Annotated in this window: 17 protein-coding genes, 1 other RNA gene and 1 pseudogene; 3 read left to right on the forward strand and 16 right to left on the reverse strand. The window is 47.8% G+C overall.

Annotated features, from left to right (window positions below; all coding sequences use genetic code 11):
- Positions 1–63: 63 nt before the first annotated feature.
- From OF158_RS10505 to OF158_RS10515, 3 genes are all read right to left on the reverse strand, one after another.
- Entirely contained in the window at positions 64–1,155 is a 1,092-nt protein-coding gene (locus tag OF158_RS10505) for an AI-2E family transporter (RefSeq protein ID WP_014097920.1), read from the reverse strand.
- A gap of 261 nt (positions 1,156–1,416) precedes the next feature.
- Positions 1,417–1,548, reverse strand: coding sequence for a DUF3918 family protein (locus tag OF158_RS10510; RefSeq protein ID WP_014097919.1), 132 nt, complete (start codon positions 1,546–1,548; stop codon positions 1,417–1,419).
- Between the two features lie 17 nt (positions 1,549–1,565).
- Complete coding sequence (locus tag OF158_RS10515) at positions 1,566–1,778, reverse strand: hypothetical protein (protein ID WP_026104525.1); 213 nt, start codon at positions 1,776–1,778, stop codon at positions 1,566–1,568.
- Between the two features lie 158 nt (positions 1,779–1,936).
- On the opposite strand from OF158_RS10515, the gene OF158_RS10520 reads away from it, so the two are divergent.
- Positions 1,937–2,377, forward strand: coding sequence for a YndM family protein (locus OF158_RS10520; RefSeq protein ID WP_026104526.1), 441 nt, complete (start codon positions 1,937–1,939; stop codon positions 2,375–2,377).
- A gap of 38 nt (positions 2,378–2,415) precedes the next feature.
- Here OF158_RS10520 and OF158_RS10525 read toward each other — a convergent pair whose 3' ends face one another.
- Together OF158_RS10525 and OF158_RS17625 are read right to left on the reverse strand one after the other, a co-directional pair.
- Positions 2,416–2,766, reverse strand: coding sequence for an Lrp/AsnC family transcriptional regulator (locus OF158_RS10525; RefSeq protein WP_017550592.1), 351 nt, complete (start codon positions 2,764–2,766; stop codon positions 2,416–2,418).
- Positions 2,767–2,772: 6 nt separating this feature from the next.
- Entirely contained in the window at positions 2,773–2,877 is a 105-nt protein-coding gene (locus OF158_RS17625) for an AsnC family transcriptional regulator (RefSeq protein ID WP_014097915.1), read from the reverse strand.
- A gap of 331 nt (positions 2,878–3,208) precedes the next feature.
- Between OF158_RS17625 and OF158_RS10530 the strand changes: the two are divergent.
- A pseudogene (locus OF158_RS10530) lies at positions 3,209–3,553 on the forward strand (Glu/Leu/Phe/Val dehydrogenase dimerization domain-containing protein); the annotation flags it as partial.
- A gap of 166 nt (positions 3,554–3,719) precedes the next feature.
- Here the strand turns inward: OF158_RS10530 and OF158_RS10535 are convergent.
- The 8 genes from OF158_RS10535 to OF158_RS10565 form a co-directional block, all read right to left on the reverse strand.
- Positions 3,720–6,143, reverse strand: coding sequence for an SF1B family DNA helicase RecD2 (locus OF158_RS10535; RefSeq protein WP_035184532.1), 2,424 nt, complete (start codon positions 6,141–6,143; stop codon positions 3,720–3,722).
- A gap of 10 nt (positions 6,144–6,153) precedes the next feature.
- A complete protein-coding gene (locus OF158_RS10540; protein WP_014097911.1) occupies positions 6,154–6,822 on the reverse strand; it encodes a tetratricopeptide repeat protein in 669 nt (222 codons plus the stop codon).
- Positions 6,823–7,187: 365 nt separating this feature from the next.
- Positions 7,188–8,303 (reverse strand): tRNA 2-thiouridine(34) synthase MnmA, encoded by a 1,116-nt coding sequence (gene mnmA, locus OF158_RS10545; protein WP_014097910.1) that lies wholly within the window; start codon positions 8,301–8,303, stop codon positions 7,188–7,190.
- A gap of 15 nt (positions 8,304–8,318) precedes the next feature.
- A complete protein-coding gene (locus tag OF158_RS10550; RefSeq protein ID WP_035184531.1) occupies positions 8,319–9,464 on the reverse strand; it encodes a cysteine desulfurase family protein in 1,146 nt (381 codons plus the stop codon).
- A 16-nt stretch (positions 9,465–9,480) separates the two neighbouring features.
- On the reverse strand, positions 9,481–9,900 hold the full coding sequence (locus OF158_RS10555) for a cysteine metabolism transcriptional regulator CymR (protein WP_014097908.1): 420 nt from the start codon (positions 9,898–9,900) through the stop codon (positions 9,481–9,483).
- A gap of 313 nt (positions 9,901–10,213) precedes the next feature.
- Positions 10,214–10,882 (reverse strand): hypothetical protein, encoded by a 669-nt coding sequence (locus OF158_RS10560; RefSeq protein WP_035184530.1) that lies wholly within the window; start codon positions 10,880–10,882, stop codon positions 10,214–10,216.
- Between the two features lie 30 nt (positions 10,883–10,912).
- Entirely contained in the window at positions 10,913–11,074 is a 162-nt protein-coding gene (locus OF158_RS17630) for a matrixin family metalloprotease (protein WP_225620989.1), read from the reverse strand.
- Between the two features lie 820 nt (positions 11,075–11,894).
- Positions 11,895–12,638 carry an SDR family NAD(P)-dependent oxidoreductase gene (locus OF158_RS10565; protein ID WP_014097906.1) on the reverse strand — a complete coding sequence of 248 codons (744 nt, stop codon included), beginning with the start codon at positions 12,636–12,638 and terminating at the stop codon, positions 11,895–11,897.
- A 267-nt stretch (positions 12,639–12,905) separates the two neighbouring features.
- On the opposite strand from OF158_RS10565, the gene OF158_RS10570 reads away from it, so the two are divergent.
- Positions 12,906–14,183 carry a replication-associated recombination protein A gene (locus OF158_RS10570; RefSeq protein WP_035184529.1) on the forward strand — a complete coding sequence of 426 codons (1,278 nt, stop codon included), beginning with the start codon at positions 12,906–12,908 and terminating at the stop codon, positions 14,181–14,183.
- Between the two features lie 32 nt (positions 14,184–14,215).
- Here the strand turns inward: OF158_RS10570 and OF158_RS10575 are convergent, their stop codons facing one another.
- The 3 genes from OF158_RS10575 to ssrS all read right to left on the reverse strand — a co-directional run bounded on the left by OF158_RS10575 (position 14,216) and on the right by ssrS (position 16,283).
- A complete protein-coding gene (locus tag OF158_RS10575; RefSeq protein ID WP_035184528.1) occupies positions 14,216–14,983 on the reverse strand; it encodes a tRNA threonylcarbamoyladenosine dehydratase in 768 nt (255 codons plus the stop codon).
- Between the two features lie 73 nt (positions 14,984–15,056).
- Positions 15,057–15,992 (reverse strand): bile acid:sodium symporter family protein, encoded by a 936-nt coding sequence (locus OF158_RS10580; RefSeq protein WP_043052560.1) that lies wholly within the window; start codon positions 15,990–15,992, stop codon positions 15,057–15,059.
- 106 nt (positions 15,993–16,098) lie between these two features.
- Positions 16,099–16,283, reverse strand: a non-coding RNA gene (ssrS, locus tag OF158_RS10585) — 6S RNA.
- Positions 16,284–16,442 lie beyond the last annotated feature (159 nt).

Here is a 16,442-nt window from a genome sequence, read left to right on the forward strand (position 1 = left end):
CCCTGTCCGGAAGCCTATTTTGCCCACAGGACACGTATGTTCATGGGTAAATTATAAAAAAGTTTACTCCGGTTTGTCAACTTGATTCGTGCGGCCTGAAAAGCGCAAAGTTTTGCGAGCATGGATGATGGCCACTTTCAGCACGGCAAGCGCCGGCACAGCGAGAATCAGTCCTGCGATCCCCGCGATTTCCTCTCCCGCGATCAAGGCGATGATGATAAACAGCGGGTGAAGATGCAAAGATTTCCCGACAATAAAAGGGGAAAGGATATTGCTTTCAATAAATTGCAGGACGAACACAATGATGACCACATAAAGGACAAATTTTAATGAAATGGTCGCCGCAATAACCGAAACGGGAATGGCGCCCAAAACAGGGCCGAAATACGGAATGACATTGGTGACCCCGATGATGATACCGAGTAAAATCGGGTATTTCATGCCAAGGATGGCAAATGCGACAAAAGAAAGAAAGCCGATCAACAGGCAGTCCAAAAGCTGGCCGCGGAGATAGCCACCGATCGACCGGTCGACATCGCGAATAAATGCTGCAGCGGACGGCCGCCATTTTTCCGGCGTCAATGCCAGTGCCGCTTTTTTGACATGTTCAAAATCTTTCAGAAGGTAAAATGAAATAAACGGAATGACGGCAAGCGCAATGGCGTAATTGACAAGTTGCATCAGCATATTGATTGAATTTGAAACATTTGCAGAGAGCCATAATTCAAAGCGTTCAATGCGCTCGTCAATCTGGTCCTGAAGCCCGTCCGGCCAGTGCTTCATCGATGTTTGCAAGTAAACAACGCCGTCCCTGTACTGGTCTGCAAACTGCGGCAGATGTTCCGACAGATCGTTCATTTGGGCGATCACAAGCGGCAGCCCTCTGTAAACGCCGTAAGCGGTGCCGCCAAAAAACAAAATATAGATAATCAGGATGGCAAGCCCTCTCGGCAGCCCGTTTTTATAAAGAAATTCAACAAGTGGGTGGAGGATGTAAGCGATAAAACCGCCGATTAAAAGCGGCAGGCATACCGCCAGTACGACGCGCAATACGGGCGCCCAAAAAGGCTTGAGTAAAAGCAGCACATATAAAATAATCAGAATAAATAACAACCAAAACAATTTATACAGCCATGTACCGCGAAACCGTTGCATAAAAAAACCTCCCTCCTTCAAGTGTTTGCGAAAGAGGGAAGTTTATGAGGATTTTTATCACCGGTCCAATGCAGCAACCTTTGGGACAACTGAAATACGGAGGACGCAAAACCTTATAAACGAGAACACCGGGCTTCGTGAAAAGGGATGCAGCGGGACAGGGATATCCGCCCATTTGGCAAGATGCATCCGTGCGTTTCCTTTCGTCCGTTGGCGTCCGGCCAGGGAAACGAGACCGGGGTTTTTATCGGATAGGCGGTTTTAACGGAATGCCTTGCGCACCCGCTTTGCCATTTTCCGCATCTGCCGCCTGTCCGCGAAGCCATTCTTCGCCATCTGGGCAGCGGCCATTCCCGCACCAAAACCGACTGCAGCCATCATCATTTTGTTCATTTCCCCATTCCCTCCATTCAGCTGAGTTTGCGTGCTTCTTCCTCAAACAAATCATCCAAAGAGCTCAATGTGCCGTCTTCTTCCACCTGATGCGTATGGATTGTATTTTTTGCAACCGATAGTTCAATAAAACAGTTCCAGCAGTAATACTGGTTCACGCCGATTTTTCCGATGTCCTTGCTTCGGCAATTCGGGCATTGCATGGTAAGCACCTCGCTTTCAAGCGCCATTTTGCTTACCAATATGCCCAATTTTTCCAAAAAGCATACGTCAAACCGGCATATATAGTTTGCCGGAGCGGACTGACAGCATGCAAGGAAACGGTTCCCAGCGTATGATCGTCCATTCCGGAAAAAATATAGGAAACCAACAGCAGGAAGTGACATGTATGCAAAACATTAAACCGCTTTTGATTAAAATCGCCGGGCATTTTATTTTTTTGTATTTGGTGCTCGGCTTCATTTACGGCATGTCTTTTTTCGGTGTGCTGTTTACAGCGCTCTTGCTTAGTGTGATTTCTTATTTTTTGGCTGATCTCGGCCTTCTTCCGCGCACAGCGGACTGGTTTGTACTGATCTTAGACTTTGGACTTGCATTTTCTGTCATCTGGGGGATGACCCGGTTTTTCTCCCACAACCATTTGCCGGGGCTTCAGGTTTCGATCGGTACTGCCGTCGTCATCAGCGTGTTCGAACATTTTTATCACCAATATTTAACCGACTATGTGCTCCAAAAAGGGGTCCCGCGGCGGAGCAAAGCACAAACCCTTCGGTACGGCACGGAAACCGCAGAGGAAATCCGTCCGGAAACGGGAAAGAAACAGCAATAAGGGCTTGCCGGGATGTTTAAACCGGGGTTTCGCAAGCCCTAATTTTTTTGTTTTTCTTCAAAAGGAACCGGCGTTATACAGCGAAAAGCGACCGGTGATGACAGTACGATCGATGTGTTGATGTTTCCATAAGGGGTGAGCCGGTCAATCAGCTTGCTCAGATGGTCCATAGAGGTAACGGCAGCTTTCAGCAAATAGCTGACAGCGCCTGTCAAGCGATGGCATTCAACAATTTCGGGAACCTGCACAATCCATTTCTCAAATTCTGTATAAGTGGACATCTTGATCTCACTTACCTGCATGTAAGCAACCACTTCCCTGCCCACAGCTTTCGGGGATACCCTTGCGCTGAATCCTTCGATAATCCCCTTCTCCTGCAGCCGTTTCAACCGTTCCTAAATGCTCGGGCGGCTGAGGGACAATTTCTTCGATAAATCACTTAAAGTCATGCGCCCATCCTTTTGCAGCATTTCAAGAAGACGAATGTCCAACTGATCCATGAAAAAGCCCCCTTTGCAAAATGCAGTTTGCAATACGAAAACTTATTCAAAATAGAAAGGTTTACACCCGAAATTGATACAGTTTGTTATTTCGTTTCTTTTTGCCATCGTTTATGATGGATTCAGACACAAAATCTTATAAATTTTTAGATTTCACATGATGTTACCGCTTTTATTCTAGCGCATCGTTTCTGGTGCAATAAAGTATTCAATTGCAATGATTTTTAGGCGGCGGTCCGGTGAAATATAAACGCTGTCAAAATAAGTGCAGAAAACCTTTTCTTTTACACTTTTATCACTATATCCACAGTACAAATAGAGGTAATCTGAAATGAATGTGATCAAACCGTATATGCAAACAACGGAAACATTGCTCGATAAAATGCAGGAACATGAACAAATTGTTTTTTGTAATGATCCTGCAACAGGTTTGAAAGCCATTATCGCAATCCATAATACGACACTCGGGCCGGCATTGGGGGGCTGCCGCATGCAGCCGTACCGGACGCTGGATGAAGCGTTGGAAGATGTGTTGCAGTTATCGAAAGGGATGACCTATAAATGTGCAGCGGCGGATGTCGATTTTGGCGGAGGAAAAGCAGTGTTGATCGGCAACCCGTCAAAGGATAAAACCCCCGCCATGTTCAGAGCTTTTGGTCAGTTTGTTGACTCCTTATGATTGCCTGTGTCATCGTTTTAGCCCTATTAACGGCCATATCCATCTTTAAGTTTAAAAACGCCGGGGATAAAAGTGTCCAAATCAGCCAGGTCCAACCTGCCAGAAAACTTGATCCTTGAGCCAAACCAAAAAGCAGCGGGGCCTGCCGCTGCTTTTTGGTTGCTTAATCCGGTTGGGACGCAGTCTGTCCTTCTTCTGCGTACGTGTACGGGGTAATGCCCGCCATGCCAATCATCGGGTCGACCCGGTCCCAATTTTCTTCTGTTAAGGACAGGGCTGTCTCCGTCCCTGCCTCTTTTTGTGCCGTTTTTAATGCTTCAACCAGTTTTTCACACAGTGTCGTCTTCCGCTTTTGGTCATCTTCCCTTTCCACACCCATCCGGAAAGCCGGTTCTTCGCCAAGCAGAATTAAAATTTTTTTGCTCCTTGTAATCGCCGTATACAGCAAGTTTCGGCGCAGCATCCGGTAATAGCTGCGGACAACCGGCAAAATTACGACCGGAAACTCGCTTCCTTGCGATTTATGGATCGAACAGCAATACGCAAGCGTAATCTGATTGAAATCTGGCTTCGTATACGTCACTTCAATCCCATCAAAAGAAACGATGAGCATATCTTGTTTTTCCGTATTTTCTTTTGCGGTAAAAAGCGAGACAATCTCGCCGATATCGCCGTTATACACCCCGTGTTCCGGCTGGTTGACAAGCTGCAGTACCTTATCGCCGATCCGGTAAACCGCGTCCCCGTGCTTCAGCTCTTTGCGGGCCCCGTTCTCATTCGGATTAAAAATATTTTGCAACAGGCTGTTCAGACGGTCAATGCCGGCCGGCCCCCTGTACATCGGCGCCAGCACCTGAATGTCTTTTGCCGTATAGCCTTTCCGTTTCGCGCTTTTCACCACTTTTTCCACCGCTTCCGCCACCTGCCCGGAAGAACAGCGGATAAACGAACGGTCTGCCTGCATTTGAAAAATATTTTCCGGAATACGGCCATTTTTAACATGGTGGGCCAGTTCAATAATCGAAGAACCATCTTTCTGCCTGTATATGTCTGTCAGCCTAACAACCGGGATGGCGTTCGATTTCAATAAATCTTTCAGCACCTGGCCTGGACCGACGGACGGCAGCTGGTCTTCATCCCCAACCATGATGACTTGGATTTCATCCGGCAGCGCCTTTAACAGCTGGTTCGCAAGCCATGTATCGACCATCGACATTTCATCAATGATGACAAGCTTGCCTTCTACTTGCCGTTCCTCTGAATCGTCCAGGTCCTCCATGCCGGTCATGCCGAGCAGGCGGTGGATCGTCATCGCCGGCAGACCAGTTGACTCCGCCATTCTTTTCGCGGCCCTCCCTGTCGGCGCCGCGAGAACAATCGGAAATACCTCATCTTTTTTATAGGTTTGCGGGTCAAGCGAGACGCCGTGCAATTCACCGTACAGTTCCACAATCCCTTTAATGACCGTTGTTTTCCCTGTGCCGGGCCCGCCCGTTAAAATCATCATCGGACTCATCAGCGCTTTTTGGATGGCTTCCTTTTGCGACGGGGCATACTCGACCCCGATCCGTTCCTCAAGACTGCCTAAAGCAAGCAGGAATTCAGATTCCGGGAACTGTTCCGCATACTCGGTTTGCGACATAATCCGCTCAATATTGGAAACGATTCCTTTTTCCGAAAAATAGAGGGACGGAAGATAGACTTTGTCTTCTTCCATGATGACTTTGCTCTCTTCCTGAAGTTTCACCAGCTCATTTTCAATCAAGTCCATCGGGATTTCAACATGCTGGTATTCTTCCAAAAGGGCTTTGACATCCTGTGCAAGTTCTTCTTTCAGGACGTACACATGACCGTGCTGCATGCTTTCCATTTCCAGCATGTAACAGCAGCCGGCCTGGATGCGGTGCGGATGCGTCCCGCTGATGCCGAGCTGCCGGCCGAGTTCATCGGCCCGCCCGAAACCGATGCCTTTAATATCATCAACGAGCTGGTATGGATTTTGCGCAATTTTTTCGAGCGCCTCATCCTCGTAAACCTGGTAAATGCGCATCGCAATCTGCGGCCCGAAACCGTATTGCGCAAGCCCGATCATAACACGTTCAAGCCCCTGATGTTCAACTAACGTATCACGGATCAGCTGCGCTTTTTCCGGTGCCAGTTTCGGTACTTCGTCAAGGGCGGCGGGATTTTCCAATATTTTGCTGATCGCATTTTCACCGAGCACGCCAACGATCCGCTCCGCCGTTTTTTTGCCGATGCCGTTAAATAAATCACTGGAAAGATACTCAATAACGCCCTGCTTTGTATTGGGGATGTCTTTTTGGAAGCGATTTGCCTGGAACTGGGGGCCGAATTTCGGGTGTTCCTGCATTTTTCCAAAAAAGGTGTACGTTTCCTGTTCATGGATGCGCGGAAAATAGCCGGTAATCACCGTTTCCTTATCTTCCAGCCCGGTATTGGTCTCTTCCACCCGCACACGGATGACGGAATACAAATTTTGCTCGTTATGGAAGATGGTCGCGAGATGCTTTCCTTTTATAAAATTTTCCTCGTCCTGGAATAAATCCATCGCATGCTGTTTTTCCAATTTCATCACCTTACAGCGTTTCAATGTCTTTCAGTTTTTCAACCATTTTCAAGCCGTATCCCGAAAGCAGATGGCCCGGCTGAATCTCCACCGCTTTTTTGAAGTAGCCGGCCGCTTTCTCCAGGTCGCCAAGGAACTGCATATAAATCGCGCCTGTATTGTATAAAGCATCCGTATGTTTTGGGTCCTGTTCCAGCACTTTTTGAAATTGTTTCAGCGCTTCGTCCGCGAAATTGGATTTGATAAGGGAGAGCGCGTACTGAAATCTCGCTTCCGTATCCCCTTCATCCAGTTCAACGCTCCTTTGCAAATACGGCATGGCAAAGCGCGGATTGCCGAGCATCATAAAACACATGCCGAGCATAAAATACGTATCTTTGTCCTTGAGCCCGAGCTGGATTGCTTTTTCAAAACAGCCGGCAGCCGCTTCATAATGCCCCTCTTCGTATTGGATTGTGCCAAGGCTGTAAAAGGGGGTGGGAAGTTCTTTCAATGCCAGCGCTTTCCGGTAAAAATTCTGCGCCTTTTCCCGCTCGCCTGCAGCAAGCAGCACATCGCCGAAATGGATATAGCCGACCGGATCGTCCGGATTGTCTTCGATCACTTCATTAAACCATTTCAGCGCTTCATCATATTTTTTTTTCTGCAAGGCTTTCATACCGCGTTCATGCTTGTTCATTTCGTACACTCCTGATTAATGATACGAGTATTATAACATAAAATGAATCGCTTCACTTTTTAAACGAACCCCGACATTTTGTGAGGGCATGCTTTTGCACTTCCCCCACCCGGTCCAGATCATCGTCTTCGCAGGCTGTGTGAAAGATGAGGTGATTTTTACAGCTGTATGCAAATGGAGCGGGTCTTTTCACGCTGTGTGAAGGAGTACTGCCCTTTCCTGTTTCATGAAAAAACCTGTACTGCGATCATGGCGAGCTTCCCCGTTTCCTTGTTTCCGGCGATCACGTTTCCCCTGGTCAACATTTCACTGTTTTGTCCATAAATAGAGCCATGCCCACAATTGTGTGCATGGCTCCTGTAAGATCAGCCGACGTACATGAGCTGTTCTTCGTTTTTATAAATTTTATCGATCGTGGCACCGCCAAGGCATTCTTCACCGTTGTAAAAAACAACAGCCTGGCCGGGGGTGACGGCACGAACCGGTTCGTCGTAAATGACTTTGACTTCATCATTACCAAGCAGCTGGACCGTTACTTTCTGATCCGGCTGGCGGTAGCGGAACTTCGCGGTGCACCGGAATACTTCAGGCGGCTTTTTGCCCGATACCCAGTTTGCTTTCACGCCGGTCATATAGTCGGAGTAGAGGGCCGGATGGTGGAATCCCTGTTCCACATAAAGAACATTTTCTTTCAGGTCTTTGCCGACAGCAAACCATGGCTCGCCGGAACCGCCGATCCCAAGGCCGTGGCGCTGGCCGATCGTATAGTACATCAAACCTTCGTGTTCGCCCATCACTTTACCGTCGAGCGTTTTCATCAGCCCTTTTTGCGCAGGCAGATAATGGCTTAAAAATTCTTTGAAATTGCGTTCGCCGATAAAGCAGATGCCGGTCGAGTCTTTTTTATTTGCCGTGGCAAGCCCGGCTTCTTTCGCAATTTCGCGGACGCGCGGTTTTTCCAGATCCCCGATCGGGAACATCACGCGCGAAAGCTGGTACTGCCCGAGCTGGTTGAGAAAATACGTCTGGTCTTTATTTCCATCCACGCCCCGCAGCATTTTATATTCGCCGTCCTGGTGAGTCACGCGTGCGTAATGGCCGGTCGCAAGATAATCGGCGCCGAGGTTTAAAGCATGTTCAAGAAAAGCCTTGAACTTGATTTCCTTGTTGCACATTACATCCGGGTTCGGCGTCCTTCCCGCGCGGTACTCATCCAGAAAATAGGTGAACACTTTATCCCAATACTGTTTTTCAAAATTAACGGCATAGTACGGAATGCCGATCTGGTTGCAGACGCGGATGACATCATTGTAGTCTTCCGTTGCCGTACAGACGCCGTTTTCATCGGTATCATCCCAGTTTTTCATAAAAATGCCGATCACATCATAGCCCTGCTGTTTAAGCAAATAGGCGGCAACAGAAGAATCAACGCCGCCCGACATGCCAACAACCACTCTTGTATCTTTTGGTGCTTTTTGCATAATGCCTCCTCTTTTCTATTGTTGCTGGAACTTGCGGACGATTTCTGCCGTTTTACGGGCGGCTGCTTCCACTTGCTCCATCGTATTGGCAATCCCGAAACTGAAACGGATGGAGGTACGGAGCCGTTCCGAATCGCGCCCGAACATGGCAACAAGGACATGGGAAGGCTCAATCGACCCGGCTGTGCAGGCAGAACCGCTCGAGGCCGCAATCCCGGCAAGATCCAGATTGACAAGCATCGATTCCACATCCGTTTTCGGAAAACTTAAGTTGAGCACATGCGGAAGGGCCGCCTCCGCGTTGCCGTTCAGCTGAAATTCCACCTTTTCCTGCTTTAAAATTTCCATAAATCTTTGTTTAAAAGCGCTGTATTGCTTTGGTTTATCCACAAGCGCCTGCTGCGCCCATTTGACGGCCTCGGCAAAACCGGCAATGGACGCCGTATTTTCCGTCCCGGGGCGGCGTTTTAATTCCTGGGCGCCGCCGAAGTTGCGGTTTTTCAATTTTGTTCCGTTCCGAACGTATAAAAATCCGATCCCTTTTGGCCCGCCGATTTTATGGGCCGAAACGGAAAGCATGTCCACGTTCAGGGCATTTACGTCGATCTTCTCATTTCCGTAAGCCTGGACGGCGTCCGTATGAAAAACGGCCGGATGGTTTTTCAGCAGCTCACCGATTTCGGCGATTGGCTGGATCGTTCCGACTTCATTATTTCCATACATCACGCTGACAAGAATGGTATCATCTCGGAGCGCTTTTTGCACGTCTTCCGCCTTAATCAGCCCTGTTTCATCCGGCTGCAAATACGTGACGTCATACCCTTTTGTTTCCAGGTATTCCAGCGGATGCAAAACGGCATGATGTTCGATTGCCGTGGAAATAATATGTTTTCCCTTTTCAGCGGCTGCTTCTGCCGTACCGAGAATCGCGTAATTATCCGCTTCGGTTCCGCCGCTTGTAAAAATGATTTCATTAAACTGTGCGCCGATGCTGTCTGCAATCACCTGGCGCGCTTCGTCCAAAATGCGGCGCGCTTCCCTGCCGAATGCATGAATGCTCGACGGATTCCCGAAATGGCCGGTAAGCACTTGCATCATTTTTTCTGCAACTTGCGGAAGAACAGGGGAAGTGGCCGCATGGTCCAAATAAATTTTTTCCACTTTTCGCACCTCTTAATTAGATATAATACATGTAGGCATCCGGTTCTGTATCTTCCCGGTATTTGGCCAGATCTTCAATGGTTGTGCTGTCAAGAACGTCCTTGACCGCGTCCCGGATCCGGATCCAGAGCTGGCGTTTCACCGGTTCTTCGTCTTCAATGCCCTCTACCGGTGTAATCGGTCCCTCCAGCACACGGATCACATCACCGGCTGTGATTTGCGAAGGTTTTCGCGTTAAAACATAGCCGCCGTAAGCGCCGCGGATGCTTTTGACAAACCCGGCATTACGGAGCGGAGAAATCAGCTGCTCCAGATAATGTTCAGACAAATTCTGGCTCTGGGCAATGGATTTCAGGGAAGTCGGCCCCATGCCGTACCGCTTTGCCAGTTCAATCATAATGGTCAGCCCATAGCGGCCCTTCGTTGAGATTTTCATTTCATTCCACCTCTTTCCGATTATTCCCGAAAAAAAATTGTTAAGCCAAAAACGGCAGATGAGCGCGTAAAAAAATAAGCCCATTCATATAAATGAACGAACAGACTGGTCCCAAACTTAACATATTATAGCATATTTATCGGCATAATGCGAAACAAGAGCGGCGTGTGAATGCTGCTTTAACTTGAAAAACATCATTGAAAACAGGAAAAAGCCCCCTTTAATTCATAAGAGGCTATAGAGGGTGTCTTGCTATGTTCAATTAAGGCGAATTTTTGCGTTTTTTTCGCAAGTTCCATAATAAAATCATCTTTTAATCTTTGGTTTTGTCATATTTGGAAACACTTCGTTTTCTATCTGACTTTATTTGGTGCTTCAATGCATTTTTATACGTTTTCATGACGGAAGAATGATTAACAGAAGAGGATTCGATTATGTCACTTGTGTCCGTATCGTCAATTCCTGAAACCTCTGTATTTGAGTTGGGGCCTGAAACAAGTAAAGAACCATCATCTTGTGCATATGCTAAAAATACATAAGATTGGCCAACTTCAGGAAGCACATCATCATCAAATGTTACGATTGAACTCCCATCTTTCGAAATGCCGCCAGCTTTTTGAAGAGGAATCGGTTTGTCAGTCTCTAGTTCACCTTTCATATTTTCCAATACTGTTATTTTGTAATTGGTATAGGGTGTGGAAATTTCCTTCGTACCCTCTTCTGTTTCAATTTGTGTTGTATTTTTATATGCCGTACCTGTTTTCTCCTCAACGCGTGCTAAAAATACATAATCGGCGTCCCCGACAGTTTCTTCAGGATGATCCCTATTAATTGAAAAAGTACCGTCCATCTGCACTTTTTTAGGATGTTTGCTCGTTTTATTGGTTGCAGCATGATGAGAGCAAGCCCCTATCGCCATTGCAGCAATCAATACCAGAACGACCACCAATGGAAGCAATGTTTTTTTCTGTGAAAAACTCATTCTGAATCACTCCTTTGATTTTAGGTTCTTTTAGCCGACGAAGTGTAATGCGCTTTCATTAGCGTTTAATGTTATTCTGGCTATTTCGTATTTATACATCATGTCACTGCTCGTATGATGTTTCAAGCCTAAAGCATGTCCAAGTTCATGGGTCGCGACATATTGTCTTTCTTTAGAGCTCAGATCAGACATTACCGTCTTGTTGAAACGAATTGCTCCATCTGAAGAAGTGTAAGCACAGGTGGAAGAGTTCTCCTTGTAATCTGAAATAGCCACATCTTGTATAACAGAAGCAGAATCGTGTCTAATCACACCACTTTTATAATCATTCCATGTATTTACTCCCTTTTTGAAATAAGATGAGGAAGTGGAAGACCCATCCCAGTCTAGATGCCCTCCTGAATGAACTAGCCACCAACTCTATAATTTTACTGTTGCTGCTATGTGAAGGAAGACCTTCGTTTTTGCTTGCTTTCTTAACATAGACGGCCTCTAGGTGAAGAAAGGCCTTCTTTTTTCTGCGCTTCCTTAACGTAGACGCCCTCTATATAAAGAAAGGTCGCATTTTTTCCGTGCTTCCTTAACATAGACGCACCCTATGTTAAGGAAGAGCCTCGTTTTTGCTTGCTTCCTTAACGTAGACGTGTTCTATGTTAAGGAAGACCTCCTTTTTTTGCGCTTCCTTAACGTAGACAAGCTCTAGATGAAGGAAGGACGCCTTTTTTCTGCACTTCCTTAACATAGACGCGCCCTATGTTAAGGAAGGACCTCGTTTTTGCTTGCTTCCTTCACGTAGACGGGCTCTATATGAAGAAAGGACGCCTTTTTTATCTTCCCCATCTGCTGGCAGGTCCTGTTTATCGGTTTTTCGTATATCTGCCACCGAGCAGGCGGGAGATGAATACTGGCAGGCGACAATTGGTATGGATAAAGACGTTTCGAAGGGGGCCCGTCTTTCAAAAATCCGGCTTCATTCGAAAAACACCATCCGGTTTTCCCCGGATGGTGTTTTTTACTGTGCCGTATAACCCCCGTCCACATGGAGGTCCGTGCCGGTAATAAACGATGCGTCATCGCTTACAAGGAACAAGACGGCTTTCGCCACTTCTTCCGGCTTGCCAAGTCTTTTCATCGGATTGTGGTCAATGGTTTCCTGAATTTGTTCTTTTGTGAAATATTTCAGTGCCGGCGATTCTGTTGTACCCGGAGAAACGCTGTTGACGCGAATGCCCTGTTTGGCATACGTAACAGCTTCCGCCCGCGTCAAATTCACAACCGCAGCTTTGGCGGCGGAATAAGCCGCACTGTTGGTAATCCCGACGTGGGCCATAAAAGAACCCATGTTGACAATCGCGCCTTTTCCGTTTTTCAGCATGTACGGGATCGCATATTTATTGGAAAGCATGACACCGGTTAAGTTAATGTCCAATACTTTTTGCCAGTAGTCCTGGTCGAGTTCATGAACAGGCCCGTGCTTTTCCGGAATCCCGGCACACGCAACCAGAATGTCAAGCTTCCCGTAAGTATCCGTCGCCTTCTCCATTAAATGCCTGACACTGTAATAATCGGAAACATCACAATGAACAAAAAGCGCTTCCCCACCGGTTTCTTTGATTTTGTCGGCAATTTCCATCTTGGATTCCGCCACATCCCCAATGACGACTTTCGCACCCTCGTTCGCAAAAAGCCAGGCCGTCGCTTCCCCGATTCCGGAAGCGCCGCCTGTAATGACCGCAACTTTATTTTTCAGTCTCACCGCGTTCACCTTCCTATGTCAAATCATACAAAAACCACGCACGGCCGGATTTCATTTTTTTCCGCAGCCGTTTATGGCGCCCATTTTCCTAGTCTACAATCATTATATCAAAAAAGCAACAATGCACGGCCGGGAAAACTGAAAAATACAAAAAGCCCCCATCAATGCTATTCCCTTTAAACCTACGCCCGAAAAACCTGATTGCTTCCCGCATGTCCGTGAAATCTGTTAAGATAAGGATACGAAAATAGGTTTGGAGCGATTAAAATGAAAGACGAACCGCTTGCCTACCGGATGCGGCCGCGCACGATTGATGAAGTGATCGGACAGGAGCATCTCGTTGGCAAAAATAAAATCATATACCGGATGGTCAAAGCGCGCCAGCTTTCTTCCATGATTTTGTACGGGCCGCCGGGCGTTGGGAAAACGTCGATTGCCAGCGCGATTGCGGGAAGCACCAAATATGCATTCCGTACGTTAAATGCCGTGACGAACAATAAAAAAGATATGGAGATTGTCGCCGCCGAAGCAAAAATGAGTGGAAAAGTCATTTTGCTTCTCGATGAAGTCCACCGGCTCGACAAAGCAAAACAGGATTTTTTGTTGCCATATCTTGAGTCCGGCATGATCGTCCTGATCGGGGCCACAACGAGCAACCCGTACCATGCCATTAACCCGGCGATCCGGAGCCGCTGCCAGATTTTTGAGCTTTTCCCTTTATCGCTTGATGAGATCAAGACAGCGCTTACCCGTGCCCTTGATGATACGGACAGGGGCCTTGGCAAATACAAAGTGAAAATAGAGGAAGCAGCTTTCAACCATTTTGCGCAAGGATCGAACGGCGATGTGCGCAGCGCGTTAAATGCGCTAGAACTGGCCGTGATTTCAAGCGAACCTGATGATGACGGCGTGATCCACATTACGCTTTCCATTGCCGAAGAATGCCTGCAGAAAAAAAGCCTTGCCCATGATAAGGACGGCGACACGCACTACGATGTGCTGAGCGCTTTTCAAAAATCGATTCGCGGCAGCGATGCCAATGCCGCCCTCCATTATTTGGGCCGGCTGATCGAAGCCGGGGACTTGCCGAGCATTGCGCGCAGACTCCTTGTGATTGCTTACGAAGACATCGGCCTTGCAAGCCCGCAGGCCGGCGCGCGCACCCTTGCCGCCATCGAAGCGGCAGAAAGGCTCGGGTTTCCGGAAGCGCGCATCCCGCTTGCAGCTGCGGTCATCGAATTATGCCTGTCGCCGAAATCGAATTCCGCGATCATGGCAATTGATGCCGCCCTTTCCGATATCCGTGCCGGAAAAAGCGGCGAAGTGCCCGCCCATCTGAAAGACGCCCATTATAAAAGCGCAAAACAGCTGGGACGGGGCATCGGTTACAAATACCCGCATGACTTTGAAAACGGCTGGGTCAAACAGCAATATCTTCCGGACACCCTAAAATTTACCCATTATTATGATCCGAAAAAAACGGGCAAATTTGAGCAGGCACTTGCTCAAGTCTATGAAAAAATTGAGCGGAACCATAAGCCGTAAAAAAAGAAAGCATCCCAGATGCTTTCTTTTTTTCAATGTTCATCTTTTACCCTTTTTACCGGGATGTCTTTCAAAATGTCACGGACAACGAAACTCGCCATAAACAGCCCTGCGGTTGACGGAACAAACGCATTGGATGAAGGTGGCATTTGTGCTTTACGGATTTCGGCTTCATCATTTCCGACCACTTTGCGGACATCTTCGCGGATGACGATCGGGCTTTCGTCGGAAAACACGACCGGAATGCCTTTTTTGATGCCTTCTTTGCGCAGCTTCAGGCGCACAACGCGGGCAATCGGATCGGTGTGCGTTTCGGAAATGTCTGCGATGCGGAGGCGTGTCGGGTCCATTTTATTGGCCACCCCCATGCTGGATATCATTTTGATCTTCCGTTTCAGGCATTCTTTCATTACATGCACTTTGTAAATAATCGTATCACTTGCATCCACCACATAGTCCGGCTTATAAGAGAAAAACTGTTCAGCCGTTTCTTCCGTATAGAACATTTTTAAAGAAATCACGTCACAATCCGGATTGATATCGGCAATCCGTTTTTTCATCAAATCGGCTTTCGCCTGCCCAACGGTGGAAAGCAGCGCCGGAATCTGGCGGTTAATATTTGTAATGTCAACATCATCTTTGTCAACAAGGATTAACCTTCCGATTGCCGACCGAGCCAAAGCTTCAACCGCAAACGAGCCCACGCCGCCGACACCGAGAATAGCAACGGTGCTGTTTTTCAGCTTTTGCAGCCCTTCCTGCCCGATTGCCAATTCATTCCGTGAAAACTGATGCAGCAATTTTCTCATCTCCAAACATACTCATTTCTTCCCTAGATTATCCAAAAACGGCCCGGAAAGCAAACCTTTATGTTCAGCTGCTTGCCGCCGGCTTTTCCGTTTTTTTATCCCTGTATACGCTTGAAAGCAATGTTCCGAAAAAAGAGGCCAGCACCTGCTGAAAAAGCATGCCGGAGATGACCGGCAGCACAACCTGGGCCGGGAAAAAGGTGACTGCGATGACAGATCCGGCACTGATATTGCGCATGCCGCCGCTGTATGTTAAGGTCACGATCATGCCGCGGTCAAGATGGAACAAAGCGCCGATCAGCCAGCTTAATAAATAGCCGCAAGCCGAAATGAACAGCACAGTCAGGATAATAAACAGCACATGGGCATCCATTCCCCTGAGGTACGGCGATACGACCCCGCCGTTGATCATGACGACAAGAAACATGCCGATTTTGGAAAACGGAGAAAGCACTGAAGCAGCCTTCCGCTGGGTTTCGAGCTGTGTAAACTGGCTGAACAGGATGCCGAGCAAAGACGGGATGACGATCATCGTAAAAAGATCTTGCATGAGCGGCCAAACCTCAATATGTACATTCTTACCGACAAACAAGAGCAAAGTAAGCGGCACAACAACCGGCGAAAGCAGGGTATCTATCAAAATGACCGTTAAAACAAGCGGGATATTCCCTTTTTGCATCATGACCCATACAAAGCTTGTCACACCTGTCGGAATGGCGGCCGAAAGCAAAAACCCGGTTGTTGTCAGCGGGTGCCCGGGAAAGAGTAAATGCCCCGTTCCGTACGCAAACAAGGGCATAAAAAGGTGCAACACCCCTAGAGCAAGCAAAACCGGGAACGGATGGCGGACAACCGCACCGAGCTGCTTAAAGGTTGAGCCGATGCTCCCTGTAAAAGTCATAAAAGCAAACAGCCACGGCACTAAAAATAAAAGGCCCGTCAACCGGTGCCCGAGTACCATCCCGATGATCAAGCTTCCCGGGATAAAAACCGGCATCATTTTGCCAAGGAAACGGTTTGCGCGATCAAAAAACGAAAAACACACAAAAATTCCTTCTTTTCCAAAAAATAAAAACCCTCTTTTTCTAAAGAGGGAAAGGAGTGGAATGAGCCCCGGACGTGCCGTTCTTGCAATCCTCTGTTTTGATCCCGCTCTCGAGCAGGTGGGTGCCCTGCACCAGGCTTTATGCGTCCCCGCAAAGGGCATGCACGCCGTCTGGTGACTCCGGGCCCCCGATAATGAAGTGTTCGGTCAAAACGATAGGAACATATACGAACACCCCAGGACTCATTCAACTTGTTTATATCATAGCATTTTTTTCACCCGTTTTCAAACGAAAAAAGGCTCGCAGGCGGTCCGCATTTTTCCCGTTCTTACGGGATAGCGGCAGCGGACGCGTTTCTTCGTGAAGCGGCTGGAAAAATTTTACGCCGCCTTTTTCCGGGTTTT

It is taken from the genome of Weizmannia sp. WK01, from assembly GCF_025905465.1.
Taxonomy (GTDB): Bacteria; Bacillota; Bacilli; order Bacillales; family Bacillaceae_C; genus Weizmannia; species Weizmannia faecalis.